This is a genomic window from Flavobacteriales bacterium, assembly GCA_020635395.1.
Classification (GTDB): Bacteria; Bacteroidota; Bacteroidia; order NS11-12g; family UBA9320; genus UBA987.
Genome location: JACJZV010000002.1, coordinates 445,554 through 462,151 on the forward strand (window position 1 = coordinate 445,554; position 16,598 = coordinate 462,151).

Sequence of the window (16,598 nt, forward strand, 5' to 3'; positions counted from 1 at the left end):
GGCCAAAGAACCTAACAAAGCGTTTTATTCATGGTCGTAGCCAAACGATTTTAAGATGTTTTGGTCATTTCGCCACTTTTCTTTTACCTTTACAAACAACTGAAGAAAAACCTTTTGCTCGATTAACTTTTCTATTTCCCTTCTTGCTTCGGTACCCACACGTTTAAGCCCCAAACCATTTTTGCCAATGATTATTGTTTTTTGCGAAGGCCGCTCACAATAAATAATGGCCGAGATACGAGTAATATTTGGCTTTTCCTCGAAGGATTCAATAACCACCTCCGAACTATATGGAATTTCTTGTTGGTAGTGCTTCAAAAGTTTTTCCCTAATTATCTCCGAAACAAAAAACCGCTCATTTTTATCTGTCAATTGATCCTCTGGATAGTATGCCGGATGCTCCGGACAGTAATCGTAAATAGTATCTAATAAAACATCGATATTAAACTTGTGCAATGCCGAAATGATGATGGATTCATTGTGTTGAATGCTTTCTTTAAAGTCGGCAACCATTTTAGCAATTTCGTCCTGTTTTGATTCGTCCATTTTATTAAAGACCAGTATTTTGGGGCAGTTCTGGGCATTTAATTTTTCAAGAACACTTTCATGCAGTTTAGGGCTAGTTAAGTCAATAAGAATAACCAAAACGTCGGCATCTTCCAAACTTTGGTTTACCGCGGCCATCATTTGCTCTTGCAATTTGTAGGCAGGATTTATGATGCCGGGTGTATCTGAAAAAACCATTTGGCAATCTTTATGATGGTGGATGCCAATAATTCTATGCCGAGTGGTTTGTGCTTTGGGGTTGGTTATAACCAATTTTTGTTTTAGGATAGCATTGAGCAACGTTGATTTTCCGGCATTGGGTTTACCAATTATGCTAACATATCCTGCCTTTTTAACATCTATCATTGCTGCAAAAATCGTTTTAAATAAATAATATTTGGCTTCGACAAAATAAATATTACCTTTGCCATCCGAAATCGCGAGATGGAGCAGTGGTAGCTCGTCGGGCTCATAACCCGAAGGTCCTAGGTTCGAGTCCTAGTCTCGCAACAAATAAAAAGCCGCTCAATGTGAGTGGCTTTTTTTATGCCAATTATTTAATTCCATAAAAAATACTTCTTTGATGGTTTCGTAGTGCAGTTGGTAAAAATATCCGGATTGTCATTAGGAGAGCATTTTATTGTTTGATGAATTTATTTTCATACAGCGGCAACGCACAGATTCATTTAATCGCCGTATTCCAACGTTTCCTAATTCAATACAAACCTTGCCTCATTGTGTATTGATTTGATTATCATCCAAAATCAACTTTGAATCAAAAAAAGATATGAAAAAGTATTTTGTGTTGGTAATAATCATTTGTTGGTTTTCAAACATTTTTGGGCAAATAAACATTGACAATTATAGAGCCATAGAATTACGCAACTGGAATGGAAATGCCTCTTTAAATAGTATGCAAATAAATCAGTTGAAAGCCGAGTGGAATAGTGGTAGCACAATCAATCTTGATTTTGACTTGCTTATGAATGTGGAGGCCACCGATTATGTTGCCATTTTCAATCTTCGGCAAGTATCTACCAATGCGGTGGAAGTGAACACATTGATAAATGAGCGAATTTCTACGTTTAAAACCGCTCTCGAAAAAATGAAAATTAAGGGAAAGGACGTGGTAGTTGAATTCATTTCTCAGGTACCCATTTATGGCCTAAGAACCGATAAAAAATTGTTTAGTAAAGGTCAGTTGGAGGTACCCATTGGCTTTGAACTGCACAAAAACGTTTCTGTTATTTTTTCAAATTATGATTTGTTAAACGAAATTATGACAGAGGCTGCAAAGGCAGAAATTTATGACCTAATTAAAATTGATTACATTGCTCGCTCACCGCACTTATATTACGACACTATGCGGCAAATTTTGGGGTCTTATATTGATAAAATTGAGAAAAGGTACAAAGATTATGGGGTTGAAATTGATTCGTTTGAGGTAAGACTAAATGAAAAAACATCTGTGGTTTACCCTCTAACTCGATATACTACCTATAACGGACTTACCCGTTTATCGTATGACCATTTGCTGAAAAAAAATGATGAACTCAGCACCGTAACAACAACCGCTGCCCCGAGTATGTATTACGACCATTTGCCGTATAACGATTTTGACATTATCCTACATCCGGAAGTGGTTAAACCGTCAATTCAATATACCTTAAACCTCAAACTTGTGTACACCCCAAAACCAAAGCAAGCTACTCAAATTGTCACAAAAACAGAGACCGAAAAACAATTTTATATCCTCACTCCTGACGGACAGGTGCGATTGCTGGATACCAAAAAATAGAATTTAGCACTGACCTCATGCTGATTTGCGAAAATGGAAAATGAGGATAATTCAATAGGTTTTAGGTTCGTTTTTTTTCAAAGAAATGTTGCATAATCATTTTACATTCATCTTCCAAAATACCTGAAACGACTGTTGTTTTGGGGTGTAAAATGGAAGGTTGATACATAGAAAAGCCACTTTTAGGCTCAGAAGCACCATAAACCAAACTACCCAATCGTGCCCATTTTATGGCTCCTGCACACATGGCACATGGCTCAACGGTAACATAAAGAGAACATTCTGTTAAAAATGTGCCGTTAAAGTGATTGAAGGCCGCTGTAATGGCCAACATTTCGGCGTGAGCTGTGGTGTCATTTAGCCGTTGAGTTTGGTTGTATCCTTTGCCAATTATTTGATTGTTTACCACCACTACAGCACCAATGGGAACTTCATCTTCTTCTGCGGCCATAATTGCCTGCTTTAGGGCTTGTTTCATAAAATAATCGTGGCCTAAATCCATTCTTGTTTTTAAATTTTGCTCAAATTTGCAACTATTATGTCTAAAATCGATAAAAAGCTCGAGCAACTGAAATTGCAACACGAAATATCTGAAATTTTGAGAAACGACAATGGGGTTTCGTGCCATTTTGACTATCATGTCAATATGCTTAGCGATGATGAAACCATTAAACTGAATTTATTGACCTATAACAAGCGGCACAATGAGTATATGCTGTTTCATACCGAGAAAGGCACAAGCAGCATTCATTGTTTAAGTAAAATAAAAAAATACATTGAACTTGGAAGTGAACGGAAAAAATTGCAATCATTTAGCATACGATGGAAGAAGAAAAACGAGCCAAACTATTTTACTTCATACTTTTCGGGAATGTCAAAAAATGAAGTGGTAAACAAATTTTTGCACGAGAAGGATGCCAATGATTATGACTTCGAAATCATAGAAAATCCAATATCATAATGGTAAAGGTTTTTTTGAATGTGATGTGCTTTCTCTATTTTCGTAAGTTCTATGGTAACGCTTGATAAAAAAATAAAAGAAACCTCGCTCGAATCATACTTCAAACCGTTTCGAGAAAATATCGTAGGAATCAATCATTTTTTTGATTCACCCGATGGCAGAAAAAAAATTTTGTACACCGACTGGACGGCCAGCGGCAGGTTATATAAACCCATTGAAGAAAAGATACTCAATGACTTAGGGCCGTTTGTGGCTAACACGCATACGGAAACTTCCGTAACAGGTTCTCTTATGACCAAGGCATACCACAAAGCACACAGCATTATCAAAAACCATGTGGGTGCCAACAAAAATGACGTGCTAATATGCGAAGGTTCGGGCATGACCGGAGCCATAAACAAATTGCAGCGTATTCTGGGATTTCGCATTCACGAAAAATGGAAACCAGCCATAAAAATAAAAGAACAAAGCCGTCCGGTGGTATTTGTAACTCACATGGAGCATCATTCCAATCATACCTCGTGGCTCGAAACTATAGCAGATGTAGAGATAATAAATGCCACCGAAGATGGAGGAATAGACCTTAATCATTTGCAGGATCTATGTTACACCTACAACTATCGGAAAGTTAAAATTGCTTCGGTTACTGCTTGTTCCAACGTTACAGGAATAGAAACACCCTACCACCAAATAGCTAAAATAATGCATGAAAATAATGGTCTTTGCTTTGTTGATTTTGCCTGCTCCGGACCGTATGTTGATATAAACATGCACCCCAAAAATACATTGGAACATTTAGATGCAATTTTTCTATCACCTCACAAATTTTTGGGTGGCCCCGGCACCACTGGTATCGTAGTTTTTGGCGATCATTTGTATGGCAATCAAGTGCCGGACAATCCTGGCGGCGGTACTGTTGTATTTACAAGTCCGTTTGGCAAACATTACTATACTTCAAACATTGAAGAAAGGGAAGATGGTGGAACACCTGCCTTTTTGCAAACTATAAAAGCCGCTATGGCCATAAAACTGAAAGAGGAGATGGGTGTAGAAAACATTTCAAACCGAAAACACGAAATAATGCATGTATTATGGGATAGACTCATAAATATTGACAATCTACATATTTTGCAAGAAAATAGGCCTGATAGACATGGTGTAATCTCATTTTTTGTGGATGGGTTGCACTATAATCTTGGAGTTAAGTTGCTCAACGATAAGTATGGTATCCAGGTTAGGGGAGGCTGCTCTTGTGCTGGCACGTATGGGCATTATCTGTTAAACATTGACCAAGAAAAATCAAGTGATTTAAAAAGACAACTATTTGCAGGAGAAAACTTTGAGAAACCCGGTTGGATACGATTGTCTATACACCCAACAATGACAGATGACGAGGTGCAATATGTTGCAAATGCCATCGAAGAGTTGTGTCAGAACTTTAGAGAGTGGTCGTTGGATTATGAGTATCTGCCTAAATCAAATGATTTTAAACATAAAATATTTAGCCAAAACCTTGATTTGACTGTTGACAAATGGCTTTGATTTTACCCAAGCACAAATGAACAAAAGTAATTTGTATGCTTTGTTTGAAAAGTTGAAACCAACAATTACAAAAAAAATTTGGACACATACTTGTTTTTGTAATGCACTAATAGTTTAAAACGCTACATCTCTTGCAAAAACAACATTCGTTCTACAAAAAGTCACGATAATGTCTAAAAAATTGACATTTCATTTTGAATTGTGGATAAATGTCGTTTACTTTGGTGCGTTAATGAATGGTTTAAGAGATTATCCACAAAAAATGTCAGGTTCAATTGTTACGGAAAATTCAAACAATCAATTATTGGAAGTGTTGATGGTTGATCAATTGCCTTATGAAGGTGTATTGACCGAAAGCTATGACAACGGACAAGCGAAAAGCTCTGGGAACTACATTAACGGAAAATTGCATGGAATTTATAAAACATGGCATAAAAACGGCAAAATAGCTGTAGCCTGCCTGTTCAAGTACGGTGTTCAACATGGCGAGTTTAAGTCATGGTGGGAAAATGGTCAACCAAAAAAAAGCTGCTCTTATCATGAAGGGAAACTGAACGGAATTTATGAAACCTGGCACAATTGCGGGGCCAAAAGTTGTTGGAAACAATACATTATGGGTAAAGAGTGGGGCAGGCAAATGCATTGGAACGAGTCAGGTGTTCAAATAGAAAATTACTGCGTTAGCAACTCCCACTAAAAATTTTTACAAACTAACCAACCTTTCTAAAAAGTATTCCGTCAGAGTATTGAAAGCCGTTTTTGGGCGTTTTCAAAAAACACAGTTGAAGAATGTCGATATCTGAAAATGACATATTGCAATGGGTTGAGCAATGCCAGAAGGGTCATAGAGCCTCTCAGGAAAAACTCTATAAACATTTTTATCCGTTGTTTATGCCCATTTGTATGTCGTATGTCGCCAATAATGACGATGCTGTTGATATATACAACAGAGCGTTTCTAAAAGTATTTAACTCCTTAGAACAATTTAAAGGGCAAGGAGCTTTTGGGGCTTGGGTGCGGAGAATTGTGGTAAATGCGTCTATAGATTTTGTGCGACAAAGCCAAAAATTAAATTTCAACTGCCCTTTGGAAGAAGCTCAAGAAGTAAGATTAAATGAAACCGTGCTTTCCGAACTGACGGCCAACGAAATTTTGGGTCTTTTTCGGTTTTTGCCTCCAACGCAAAGACTGGTTCTTAACCTTTATATTGTGGAAGGAAAAAGTCATAAAGAAATTGGAGAAGATCTCGGTATTAGCTCAGGAACCAGCAAATGGCATTTGAATCAAGGAAGAAAGGTTTTACAAGAAAAATTATTGGAGTTTGGAATCGTAAGTAATATGAAATGAGCATTACTAAAGAAAATAATATCATCAAAAATAAGCTACAACAGGTAGATATACCGGATGTTGACCAATCTTGGGCTCAAATGAGTTCTGGGTTGGATACTGCCCCTACCGGAAATCCTGTGTCGTGGTGGAGTGTTTTGGCGAAGTATAAACTATACCTAAACATTTTTTTAGGACTAGTTTTATTAACAGGTGTAGCCGCATTTTTCGTTAATAGAAGTAATTCCAAATCCAATCACATTAAGGAGGCAAAGCTTGCAAGTTTGAAACATGAAACCGGATTTGCGAACTACCAATACTATCCGTCAAATTATATGAAAGACTTTGCTTCTTTGCCCGTAGCAGAAAGGTTACCGATTAAGAATACTAGAAAAGTAAGGGCATTTAAAACAACGAATAAGGTAGAAAACTATAAGAACCCATTTACAATTTTGCCATATCTTTTGCCGAGAAAATGGGAAATGCAACAAAATCTATTGGATGAATGGGAGTTAAATGACCTTTCGAGCATTGAAATGGGCGGATGCCTAAGTCGTTCTGAAAATATTATCTATGATAGGAGATTTGATTTTGGAGTAAATGCGAACCTTCACTTTCTGCCCGAAATAAATGTTACTCAATTGCCCCAATCTGTAGGAATGTCTCTTTTTGGCCGAGGTTATATCACTCAAAATAGTGCACTTCAAGTAGAATTGGGTTACATGCCCATAAATATTCGACCTCTGCAAATGGTTTCAAAACAAACCATTTTTAATAACCCCTTATATACTCAAACCGATAGTGTTATACTATCCAATTTAGAATATGTGACTTTGCCCATATCTTATTACATTCAAACGTCCTCAAAATTTGGAATGAATGTGGGTGTGCAATATTCTTGGCTAAGCGGTTTGAGAGGCAACAAATACACTACATACGATTATCCGGGTAATCCGGAAAACACTATTTTGAGCCGAAATACACACTTAAAAAACAATGGAAATATTGCTCAAACCGACATATCGTTCATCGCCGAAATAAACTTTGAAGTTCGAAATAGGTTGAATTTGGGCATGAAGGCTCAAATGGGTTTCAAAGATTACACAACCGACCAATTGAGTACGGCAAAGCACACCTCAAATTCGCTACAAATTAAAGGTTCATGGACTTTCGGAAAATAATTTTTACCCTATATCTTGTGGTCGTTGGCTCAGTTCTGAAAACCAATGCCCAAGATGGTATTTCTGATAGTAAATATCGCTTTAATTTTTCCTTTTTAATGGAGACCACCCATCAAGTTTATTCGCTAAACGGACAAAGCCAGTACCATAAATTTGCATTAGGTTCGGGGGTAGAAGTAGTTTTTCCAATAAAAAAAGTTCAGTTTGGTGGAGCTGCAACTTTGGGATATTATGGTGCCGACCATGTAAAGCAAACGTACAGCATCCTGAACTCCGATTATTATTACCGCACCACCAGGCTTTCAGGCAGAGCAGCACTCAATGTTCAGTTTTTTGCAAAATACCCAATAAACAAAACCATATTGGGCATTGGCTACGAACCGCAGTTTGTTTTAAAAACCTTTAGAAGCAGTGAGGTTCATGGTGAAACGGTTACGTCAATTCCTGATATAGATTTTTTAAAAACAACCTCCGGCGTGACGGGTTATTGGGGATATATGGCCTCAAAAAGAGTTCAGGCAGGTCTTAAATTTCGATATTCGGTTGGAGCCCTTGTAAATGAAGAAACCAAAGGAAGGCTTATTTCATTTAGCTTTCAAATTGCGAAAAGAATTTAAGCTACAGTCCGGGAATATTTGGCAAAATACTTCGCATTTCGCTCTCAGCCACTCGGTCGGCTTGCAGCATAGCGTTGTTTATGGCTTCTAAAATTAATTTTTCCGCATCCTGTTTTGTTGCGGTGCGAAGCACGGTTTCGCTTATATCTATGTTTACCACTTTTTTTGATGCAGTACACGTAACAGTTACCAAATTACTTCCGGCCACACCATCTACGGTAATGCTGTCTAATCGAGCCTTTGCTTCTTCCGCGTTTTTCTTAAAATCCTTTAACTTATCGAGTCCGAACATCTTAAAATAACTTTGGGCGAAATTACTGTTTACGCCACATACTCCAAAGTTTTCGGGTTTTTAAGTAATTGGCATTGTTATCATTTTGATATGCCTCCTTTTCAAAACTGATGGCTCGGTATGCTTTGTCGAAATCTTTTAGATAGGCATATCGAAAAAGAAATTCTAAAAAATACAAAATATAAAATGGCAAAATCAGCAACTCTAACTGCTGGCGATGATGAATTTTTTCATGACGAATAATATGGGTGTTTACCTTTAAATCATGATTTCGGCAAAAAATAAACGGATAAAAAGCAAAGGCCTGATTTTGTTTGCGAAAAAACAATTTGAACAGAAGAGGCGAAACGAAAATCATTCCGATTCCCTGCGTTTAATCTCTTCTTCGGCCATTTGCATCAGTTTTTTATCCAGTTCGGGGTCGTCAGAAGTGATGTACTGAACTTGGCCGGAGTGTTTAACTTCATAAATAAATACACCGTTTTGCTCCTCCATTTTTGTTACAGATAGTGTATATGGGTCTATGTCAGACAAATGAATTTCGGCTGATTCGGCCTCATTGGTTTTAAGTCTTATAAGAGGTTGTTCGGTTGAACCGTTCGGAGGGGTGCTTTGGGGTGTCTGCATGTTGGTTTTAGGTTTGTCTTTGTCCGGTTTTGATGTCATTTTCCATATGGCAAAGGCTGCCACACCTGCTATTACAGCTGCAATAATTATTTTTACAACAATTGAACTGCCACTGGTTTTTGGAGTTTTTGATGGTTTATAGGTGTCGAATCCTTCGGTTTTCCATTGATGGAAATCATTTTTCACCTGCTGCAAAAGGGTGTTGTGTTGAATGGCCGAAATGCCATCCATTATTTCTTGCTGAAGTTTCACTTCTTCGGCAAAATCCGAATCATTATTGAGTCGGTCGGCAAAAACTTTCTGTTCTTCCGATGTAAGCTCACCCATCAAATGGCGGTCAATTAACGATATGTCATGCTCTGAAATCAACTTTTAAGTTTTGATTTTAGTTGTTGCAAACATTTATATTTCTGATTTTTCACATTGTCGGCGTTGGTATATTCGAGACTCGCTGCTATGTCGGCCATGCTTTGTTTCTTGTAGTAAAATAGTGTCAAAATTTGTTGGCATTTATCGCCGAGCGTTTTCATGGCTGCTTCCATTTTGCCAATTATTTCTTCTTTAAAACTGTATCTTTCCGCATCCGGCACAAAAATGTAGTTTTCAAAATCATCAAAATCAAAATCGTTGTTTTTTCGCTTTTTTAATTCGTTATACCAAATATTTCGGCACACCGAATACAAATAGGTTTTGATTTTAACGGAAAGATGAAAATCTTTTCTTAAAAAATTTCGATGCAAAACAACCATCGCTTCTTGAAAAACATCTTCGGCATCTTGCTCCGTTCCAGAATTGTTTGTTACCAAATGCAGTATCATTCCAAAATGATTTTTGTACAAGAATTTCATCCCGGCACTCTGGCCGTTGCGAATGGATTGCACTATTTCATTTTCGTTTTTCAACGGTTGTTAATATACAATTTTTTAAAAGGTAACCCCCCTATCAAACGCCAATCGAGTCTTTTTTCTTTCGTTTGGAAAGTGAGATACTTTGTTCAATGTATTTAATGATTTCTCCGGCAATATCAATTCCTGTTGCTTTTTCAATGCCTTCAAGTCCCGGAGATGAGTTTACCTCAATTACCAAGGGTCCTCTGGCACTTCGCAACATATCTACTCCTGCAATTTTTAGGTTAAGAGATTGGGCTGCACGAATGGCCATGGCACTTTCTTTTCTGCTCAATTTAACCGTAGAGGCAGACCCTCCTTTGTGCAAATTGCTTCTAAATTCGCCTTCAACACCCGTCCGTTTCATGGCTCCTACTACTTTGCCATTTACCACAAATGCTCTTATATCTTCAGCTTTGGCCTCCTTTATAAATTCCTGAACAATGATGTTGGCTTCAAGCCCCAAAAAAGCCTCAATAACGGAGCGAGCGGCTTTTGAAGTTTCGGCCAGCACAACACCTTTTCCTTGAGTGCTTTCTAAAAGTTTAATTACCAGCGGAGCTCCACCCACCAAGTTTATTAAACTTTTAATGTCATCAGGGTGTTTGGCAAATGCCGTTCGTGGAATGCTGACACCCGAGCGTGAAAGAATTTGTAAGCTACGCAGTTTATCTCTTGAGCGAACCAAAGCCAGAGAACTACACGTAGTAAAAACACTGTTTACCTCAAATTGCCGGATTACGGAACTACCATAAAAGGTGACCGAAGCCCCGATTCGAGGAATAATAGCATCAACATCATTCACAATACGATCGCCCAAATACACACTCGGACTTTCATCTTGCAATAGCATATAACATTTGGTGTGGTTTATTACTTCCACCGCATGTCCTCGCTCTTTAGCGGCTTCCACCAACCTTCGGGTAGAATAAAGAGACGCTTTTCGGCTTAAAATGGCAATCTTCATTTTTTACTTTTCTTTAAAGGATAAATCACGTTTTGAAACGTCAACTACAAATCGATTTTTTAGAAACTTACGTCCTAATAAAACTGGATATTTCATGTTTTTGCGGTTTGATAAATTGAATGGAACAGGATACTCATGTCCAAAAAGTACTATTGTCAAAATTACTTGATATCGGTATTCGTAATCACCAAATGAACTTTTAACTTTTCGCTCTACATACTTAGAAGTAGTAATATCTTTTCCTGTATAAAGCGGATGCTGCCTGTCTAAAAGTTTAAAAACCAAATAATCTTTGCCATTAATTTCTTTAATACGAATGCGGTCGCAGTGTATGGCTGAGGTATCAGCACCGGTATCAATTTTGCAAGGCAATGCCACAAGATTGGCCTCAGGCAAATCAATCCTATCCACAATGCCAATGGTTTTTTTCTGAACCACTTTGTGTGCAATAGATGTTTTCTTTTCTGCTAAAACCTTGTTCAAAAGATGCTTTGTTAATCAACCACACAAATAAATGCCAATTTTATGTTGGTTCGTAAAAAATTTTATCAGAAGGCTATTTTTTATTTCGCCGGCGTTTTACGAAGAAATAAATAATTCCGGGAAGAATGATTAAGGAAATGTACCAAACGTAGTGATTTTTCCATAAACCCTTTTTGATTAGGTATGCCCCCAGAGTCAGCACAATCAACCATTTTAATACTACGTATGCCGCAGCCCACCACAAATGATTTTTGCGGAGACCGAGTGCAATTAGCTTTTTCTTAATAATGTCAACCATTGTGTGAAGTGCAACGAAAAAACGGGAGAAGTATTTTTTAAACTTCAAGATTTTGTCTGCAAAAACTTAAAACCAAAATAAAAGCGAATGGTTTTTTTTCTGGTAGATGATTTTTGTCAATTTATCCAAAAGTGGCAAAAAAATCTACCAACGAATTAAAGCACTAGCCCATGTAAAACCACTTCCAAAAGCCGCCAGACATACTAAATCTCCTTCTTTTACTTTTCCTTCGTTAATGGCTTCGCACAGAGCAATGGGGATGCTGGCAGCAGTAGTATTTCCATATTTCTGAATATTGCTATAAACCTGATTATCCGCCAATTTCATGCTTTTTTGAATGAACTGTGAAATCCGCAAATTGGCTTGATGAGGTACGAGCAAATCAATATCAGAAGGCTGATAGCCATTTTTGTTTAAGGCTTCCATAATTACTTCCGGAAAACGAGTAACGGCATGTTTAAAGACGAAATTGCCGTTCATGTATGGAAAATAGGAGGTGTCATCTGCGTCATTATCGGCAATAATTTGATTTACCCATCGGTTGGTAGCTGGCCCTATCAAAGCAAGCTCTTTTGCATGCTCACCCTGGCTATGCAAATGAGTGCTTAAAATTCCCCGCGAATTATCGCAAGCCGTTAAAACGGCTGCCCCTGCACCATCACCAAAAATAACCGAAACACCACGGCCACGTGTGGTTTTATCTAAACCCCCACTATGCAGCTCGCTGCCAACAACCAGCACGTTTTTATACATTCCGGTTTTTATAAATTGGTCGGCCACGCTAAGTCCATAAACAAAGCCACTGCATTGGTTTCGAACATCCAACGCACCAACCGTTCCGATGCCCAAAGCCTCTTGCACCTGCACACCAGGCCCGGGAAAGTAATAATCTGGACTTAGTGTGGCGAATACGATAAAATCAATATCATTTGGTTGCAAACCCGCATTGGCAATGGCCATTTTTGCAGCTTTAACACCCATACCTGAGGTGGTGTCCTCACCCGGAACCACCCATCGGCGTTCTTCAATTCCCGTGCGTTCCACAATCCACTCGTGGTTGGTATCCATTAGTTTTGACAATTCATTGTTGGTAACAACATTTTCTGGAACATAAAATCCCATTCCGGCAATTCTCGAATTTTGCATAGCTTTATAATGTGTGTGGCAAGCTACTAAAAAAATATTTGTGATTTATCCATTCATGAACCAATATCGGACGTTGCTCAAAAGTGGCTTTATTGTTTTTGTATTAGCAATGATATTCGAATCAATAAAAAGTATGATTATGAGACGATTACAATTATTTTTAGCAGGCATAGTTTTAGCCTTGTTTGCATCGGCACAAGATTTTCCGGTGGTAAGCAAAAATTTTGGAAAGTTTGGTGGAACTTCATTTAATAGTTACAGCTTTGTAAATACTACATCACATAACGGAGGTGTTTATTTGAGTTTTTCGACTGGTAGCAGCGGTGAAGTACATTATTTTAGTGGAACAAATTGGACAGCTGTTACTACCACTTCCGGAATCCTTTCAACTATTGTTTATGGTCAAGTTTCTGTGGGTAGCAAAATGTATTTTGCCACAAGCAATGGCCTATCTATTAAAAACGGAACCAATTGGAGCAGTGAATTGAGCGGCACAAAGGTTTTGGCCGTTGATGCAAATTCAAATTATGAGGTTGTTTTGACAACCTCGGGTTTAAGCTACAGAAATGTTTCATCGTCAACATGGAGCAATTTGAGCATTTCTGCTTTAAAGTATGCGGGCTCTGTGCTACAACCTATTGCAGGCAATGCGGTTATTATAAAAAATGACAGTGCATGGGTAAGTTATTCAAGCAGAGGAGTAAGAAAAATTGAACTGAAAACCGGCACGGTGTCAAAAGTGGTAAACCAAGATGATTATAGCTTTTCAGAGCCAGTAATTAATTTTGCAACACACGATGGAGCAGTATTTTCGGCAGGACCCAGCTACATCACAAGATATTCTGATACGATGCTAAAGTCTCTTTATCGTATTCAAAACAATTTTCAATATGGGGCAATAAAAAATCTTCCGGTTTTTACGGATAAATATGGCAAACTATGGTTTTTAAAAAGTTATAGAGGTGGCGTAACTGCAATAACCTTCAACGGAGAAAGACCTAATTCTCCCAGAGTTTTTATCCCAATAAAATTGGACGACACCAACCATCCGGCATTCTACTACAACCCTCAGACAGATAGCGTTTACAGTATTTCAGACAACTTGGCTTTTGCTATGGCTGATGTTCGAAACCCTAAATATCTTTATGGTAAAAATATCGAGACATTAGATATTAATGAAGTTTCAGCTCCAATTTTAAATGGTGGAATAAACGGATATGATCACGAATTAGGTGTCGAACATTATTTGGCTCCAAAATCATCAGAAAAAAGCCCGTTGTTCTCATCTGGACTTTGGATTGGGGGTTTGGACGATTCAAACAATGTCCATTTATCTGCCATGACTTATGCTCAAAAAGGTTTTGATTATTTTCCCGGTCCTTTAAATGCTTCAACCGGAGCCTTTAATCCAAACGATTCGGTAAAATTTGACCGGCTGTGGAAAGTTAACAAGTCAGACATTCAAAAGCACATAAACTTGTATGGTTGGAAAGGTGCAGTAAAAGAAAGCGAAACAACTGAGGCAATATGGAACTGGCCTGGAAACAGAGAAAAAGGAAAATCGAGTGATGCATTAGCTCCATTTATTGACAACAATGGTAATGGCATTTACGAACCAAACAAAGGCGATTATCCGGACATAAAAGGAGACCAAGCCATTTATTGGATTATGAATGACTTGGCCAAGCCTCATACCGAAACCGGAGGAACTTCTTTTGGTATGGAAATTCATGGAATGGCCTATGCCTATGCTTGCCCAACAGTCTCATCATCGCAGGCCGAGTATGGAATAAACTATACTACGTTCTACAAGTATAAAATCATAAACCGAAGTGATTCGAATTATCATGATGTAGTGGTAGGGTTGCATACTGATAGCGATTTGGGCAATTACAGCGATGATTATGTTGGCTGCCATGTTACACAAAACATGGGATATTGCTACAATGGTGATACTAACGACGAAGGAATTTTGGGATATGGTGTAAATGCCCCGATGTTTAGCACCCTAATACTGGATGCTCCCAGCTTCATACACGACAGCATTGACGGAGATGGCGATGGCCAAGTGGATGAAGATGACGAAAAAAGGTATATGGGAGGGTTTGTGTATTACAATAATGACTTTTCGGCAATTGGAAACCCTCGTAATCCATCGGAGTACTATAATTACTTGAACAATAAATGGAAAAATGGGGATAATATTTCTCGGGATTTTGCCTATGGTAGCAGTGGAAAAGGCGGGCAAACAAGTTATATGTTTCCCGACACAACAGACAAAGACAATGGCACCAAATCGTGGACAGAAAAAAAGGCAGGGAATATGCCTGCCGACCGCCGATTTTTAATCAATAGCTTTCCATTTGATGTGGCGGCAAAAGACACCGTTGAGTTTGAATATGCCTTTGTTTTTTCGCACAATCCCTCACAAGAAAATCAACTTCCTAAAAATTTGGAATACGTAAAAGCTATTAAGCAATGGTATTATCAAGGTGCGGATCCTGCTTGTTACCAAAAATTGGGTGTTGAACGGGTTGAAAACGGAGGAGCTATTGAGGCCAATGTTTATCCAAACCCTTTTGAAAACACGATTACTGTAAAAACCGAATCGCAAATAGAATCGGTAATTATCCATGATTTGTGTGGCAAAGTGTTGCTGGATCAAAAAGATGTAAGAACAAGTCTTTTGGAGGTAAACACATCCAACATTCCGGCAGGTATGTTTTTGATAACCATTATTACCGAAGATGGAAAAGCAACCAAGAAACTTCTTAAAATGTAGTTTGGTTGTTTCAGCCCTCTCAAATGTTTGTTTTTATATAGGCTAAAGACATTGTGAATCTGGGCTTTTCAAATCGCCATAAAGTGATTTGACTTATTAAAAGTATCGGTGCATTTGTTTTCAAATGCACCGATACTTTTTTCTATTGTATAATCAACTTTTGGGTTGAAGCAGATTGGTTTGAAGTAATTTTAACAGTGTAAAGCCCTTTTGAAAGACCAATGATGTTATACTCCTCCTGTGGTTCGTCAAATTGTTTTACCAGCTTTCCATTCAAATCAAAAATTTGAATATCCGCAATTTGTTCGTTTTCGCCAACGGTCAATCGAAAATGTTCTGTTGCCGGATTTGGGAATAGATTTGCCTCCGACGAAATAAAATTTGCTATGCCTGAGATTTCCTTAGTGAATCGAAAAACCATACCATTTGGCACTGTACCATCCAATGTTTCAACCGAATCAATTTGGTCTAACCATTTGATTTGTGGATTATCGGCAGCACCAGTCAATATCATCCCTTCACCAATAAGTTCGTCATTATTTACATCATACTCCGGAAGAAAGACAGAGAAAATGCCTGATTCAAAATCATAACAAAGCAATGGGTTGGACACCGAATTGGGGCCAAAATGTATTTCAAAAGAATTATCTTCTTCAAAAATCCAAAATTGAAAACTCATAAAGTCGGTAGAATTTGAGTCCGCATCAATAGAAGAGTAAAAGCCAGCATTAAGAAACTCTAATTTAAATATCCTACTACCGGTGTTTCCTTCTATTTTGTATGAAATAGGAGATAATGAGTTGGTGTGGAAGTCGTCACTCACATTTTTTTGACCTCTATCTATCAAATCCGCACCAACCGGATAAATAACAGATGCAATGTCAAGGGTTTCTGATGAAAGAAATCCTTCTCCAATCATAAAAAGGGTATCAATTTGTTTGTCGAAAAATGACCAGGTAAAACCTATTGGAACGGATTGGTCGGGGTCATCCCAAGTTAATCCTTCATTGATTGAAATTGAGTCAGTAAGGTTTTCAAAAGTTTTGTTTTCAACGCTAAGTTTGTACGATTGAGCAAATACAGAATTGCTCAAAACCATGAGCAATACAGTAGAAAGATGTGCTATTTTCATATTGATTTTTTTT

At 38.0% G+C, this 16,598-nt stretch carries 19 protein-coding genes and 1 tRNA gene; 9 read left to right on the top strand and 11 right to left on the bottom strand.

What is annotated here, in order from left to right; genetic code table 11:
- Window positions 1-24: 24 nt before the first annotated feature.
- Complete coding sequence (gene era / locus H6607_08115) at window positions 25-912, bottom strand: GTPase Era (GenBank protein MCB9262324.1); 888 nt, start codon at window positions 910-912, stop codon at window positions 25-27.
- A gap of 72 nt (window positions 913-984) precedes the next feature.
- On the opposite strand from era, the gene H6607_08120 reads away from it, so the two are divergent.
- Together H6607_08120 and H6607_08125 are read left to right on the top strand one after the other, a co-directional pair.
- Window positions 985-1,056: transfer RNA gene (locus tag H6607_08120), tRNA-Met, on the top strand.
- Window positions 1,057-1,333: 277 nt separating this feature from the next.
- The gene (locus H6607_08125) at window positions 1,334-2,344 is read left to right on the top strand and encodes an SIMPL domain-containing protein (protein MCB9262325.1); all 1,011 of its coding nucleotides are present in this window, start codon (window positions 1,334-1,336) and stop codon (window positions 2,342-2,344) included.
- A gap of 61 nt (window positions 2,345-2,405) precedes the next feature.
- On the opposite strand, the gene H6607_08130 is transcribed toward H6607_08125, so the two are convergent.
- Complete coding sequence (locus H6607_08130; GenBank protein MCB9262326.1) at window positions 2,406-2,846, bottom strand: nucleoside deaminase; 441 nt, start codon at window positions 2,844-2,846, stop codon at window positions 2,406-2,408.
- A gap of 36 nt (window positions 2,847-2,882) precedes the next feature.
- Here H6607_08130 and H6607_08135 point away from each other — a divergent pair, with 36 nt between their 5' ends.
- The 6 genes from H6607_08135 (at window position 2,883) to H6607_08160 (ending at window position 7,971) form a co-directional block, all read left to right on the top strand.
- Window positions 2,883-3,305, top strand: coding sequence for a hypothetical protein (locus tag H6607_08135; protein ID MCB9262327.1), 423 nt, complete (start codon window positions 2,883-2,885; stop codon window positions 3,303-3,305).
- 51 nt (window positions 3,306-3,356) lie between these two features.
- The gene (locus tag H6607_08140; protein MCB9262328.1) at window positions 3,357-4,847 is read left to right on the top strand and encodes an aminotransferase class V-fold PLP-dependent enzyme; all 1,491 of its coding nucleotides are present in this window, start codon (window positions 3,357-3,359) and stop codon (window positions 4,845-4,847) included.
- Window positions 4,848-5,016: 169 nt separating this feature from the next.
- Window positions 5,017-5,544, top strand: coding sequence for a toxin-antitoxin system YwqK family antitoxin (locus tag H6607_08145; protein ID MCB9262329.1), 528 nt, complete (start codon window positions 5,017-5,019; stop codon window positions 5,542-5,544).
- Window positions 5,545-5,636: 92 nt separating this feature from the next.
- Entirely contained in the window at window positions 5,637-6,194 is a 558-nt protein-coding gene (locus tag H6607_08150; protein MCB9262330.1) for an RNA polymerase sigma factor, read from the top strand.
- Window positions 6,191-7,354, top strand: a complete 1,164-nt coding sequence (locus H6607_08155) for a hypothetical protein (protein ID MCB9262331.1) — start codon at window positions 6,191-6,193, stop codon at window positions 7,352-7,354. The genes H6607_08150 and H6607_08155 overlap by 4 nt, the downstream gene beginning before the upstream one ends.
- On the top strand, window positions 7,336-7,971 hold the full coding sequence (locus H6607_08160; protein MCB9262332.1) for a hypothetical protein: 636 nt from the start codon (window positions 7,336-7,338) through the stop codon (window positions 7,969-7,971). Before H6607_08155 ends, H6607_08160 begins: the two co-directional genes overlap by 19 nt.
- Before the next feature lies 1 nt (window position 7,972).
- Here the strand turns inward: H6607_08160 and H6607_08165 are convergent, their stop codons facing one another.
- The 8 genes from H6607_08165 to H6607_08200 form a co-directional block, all read right to left on the bottom strand.
- Complete coding sequence (locus H6607_08165) at window positions 7,973-8,263, bottom strand: YbaB/EbfC family nucleoid-associated protein (GenBank protein MCB9262333.1); 291 nt, start codon at window positions 8,261-8,263, stop codon at window positions 7,973-7,975.
- Between the two features lie 22 nt (window positions 8,264-8,285).
- The gene (locus H6607_08170) at window positions 8,286-8,600 is read right to left on the bottom strand and encodes a hypothetical protein (GenBank protein ID MCB9262334.1); all 315 of its coding nucleotides are present in this window, start codon (window positions 8,598-8,600) and stop codon (window positions 8,286-8,288) included.
- Window positions 8,601-8,617: 17 nt separating this feature from the next.
- Window positions 8,618-9,259 carry a hypothetical protein gene (locus tag H6607_08175; GenBank protein ID MCB9262335.1) on the bottom strand — a complete coding sequence of 214 codons (642 nt, stop codon included), beginning with the start codon at window positions 9,257-9,259 and terminating at the stop codon, window positions 8,618-8,620.
- The gene (locus H6607_08180; GenBank protein ID MCB9262336.1) at window positions 9,256-9,792 is read right to left on the bottom strand and encodes a sigma-70 family RNA polymerase sigma factor; all 537 of its coding nucleotides are present in this window, start codon (window positions 9,790-9,792) and stop codon (window positions 9,256-9,258) included. The genes H6607_08175 and H6607_08180 overlap by 4 nt, the downstream gene beginning before the upstream one ends.
- 40 nt (window positions 9,793-9,832) lie before the next feature.
- Entirely contained in the window at window positions 9,833-10,744 is a 912-nt protein-coding gene (gene rimK, locus H6607_08185) for a 30S ribosomal protein S6--L-glutamate ligase (GenBank protein MCB9262337.1), read from the bottom strand.
- Window positions 10,745-10,747: 3 nt separating this feature from the next.
- Window positions 10,748-11,140 (bottom strand): ATP-dependent zinc protease, encoded by a 393-nt coding sequence (locus tag H6607_08190; GenBank protein MCB9262338.1) that lies wholly within the window; start codon window positions 11,138-11,140, stop codon window positions 10,748-10,750.
- Window positions 11,141-11,300: 160 nt separating this feature from the next.
- Window positions 11,301-11,525 carry a hypothetical protein gene (locus H6607_08195; protein ID MCB9262339.1) on the bottom strand — a complete coding sequence of 75 codons (225 nt, stop codon included), beginning with the start codon at window positions 11,523-11,525 and terminating at the stop codon, window positions 11,301-11,303.
- Window positions 11,526-11,669: 144 nt separating this feature from the next.
- Window positions 11,670-12,671, bottom strand: coding sequence for a ketoacyl-ACP synthase III (locus tag H6607_08200; protein ID MCB9262340.1), 1,002 nt, complete (start codon window positions 12,669-12,671; stop codon window positions 11,670-11,672).
- A 139-nt stretch (window positions 12,672-12,810) separates the two neighbouring features.
- On the opposite strand from H6607_08200, the gene H6607_08205 reads away from it, so the two are divergent.
- Window positions 12,811-15,453 carry a T9SS type A sorting domain-containing protein gene (locus H6607_08205; GenBank protein MCB9262341.1) on the top strand — a complete coding sequence of 881 codons (2,643 nt, stop codon included), beginning with the start codon at window positions 12,811-12,813 and terminating at the stop codon, window positions 15,451-15,453.
- Between the two features lie 142 nt (window positions 15,454-15,595).
- Here H6607_08205 and H6607_08210 read toward each other — a convergent pair whose 3' ends face one another.
- Complete coding sequence (locus H6607_08210; GenBank protein MCB9262342.1) at window positions 15,596-16,585, bottom strand: T9SS type A sorting domain-containing protein; 990 nt, start codon at window positions 16,583-16,585, stop codon at window positions 15,596-15,598.
- Between the last annotated feature and the right edge of the window lie 13 nt (window positions 16,586-16,598).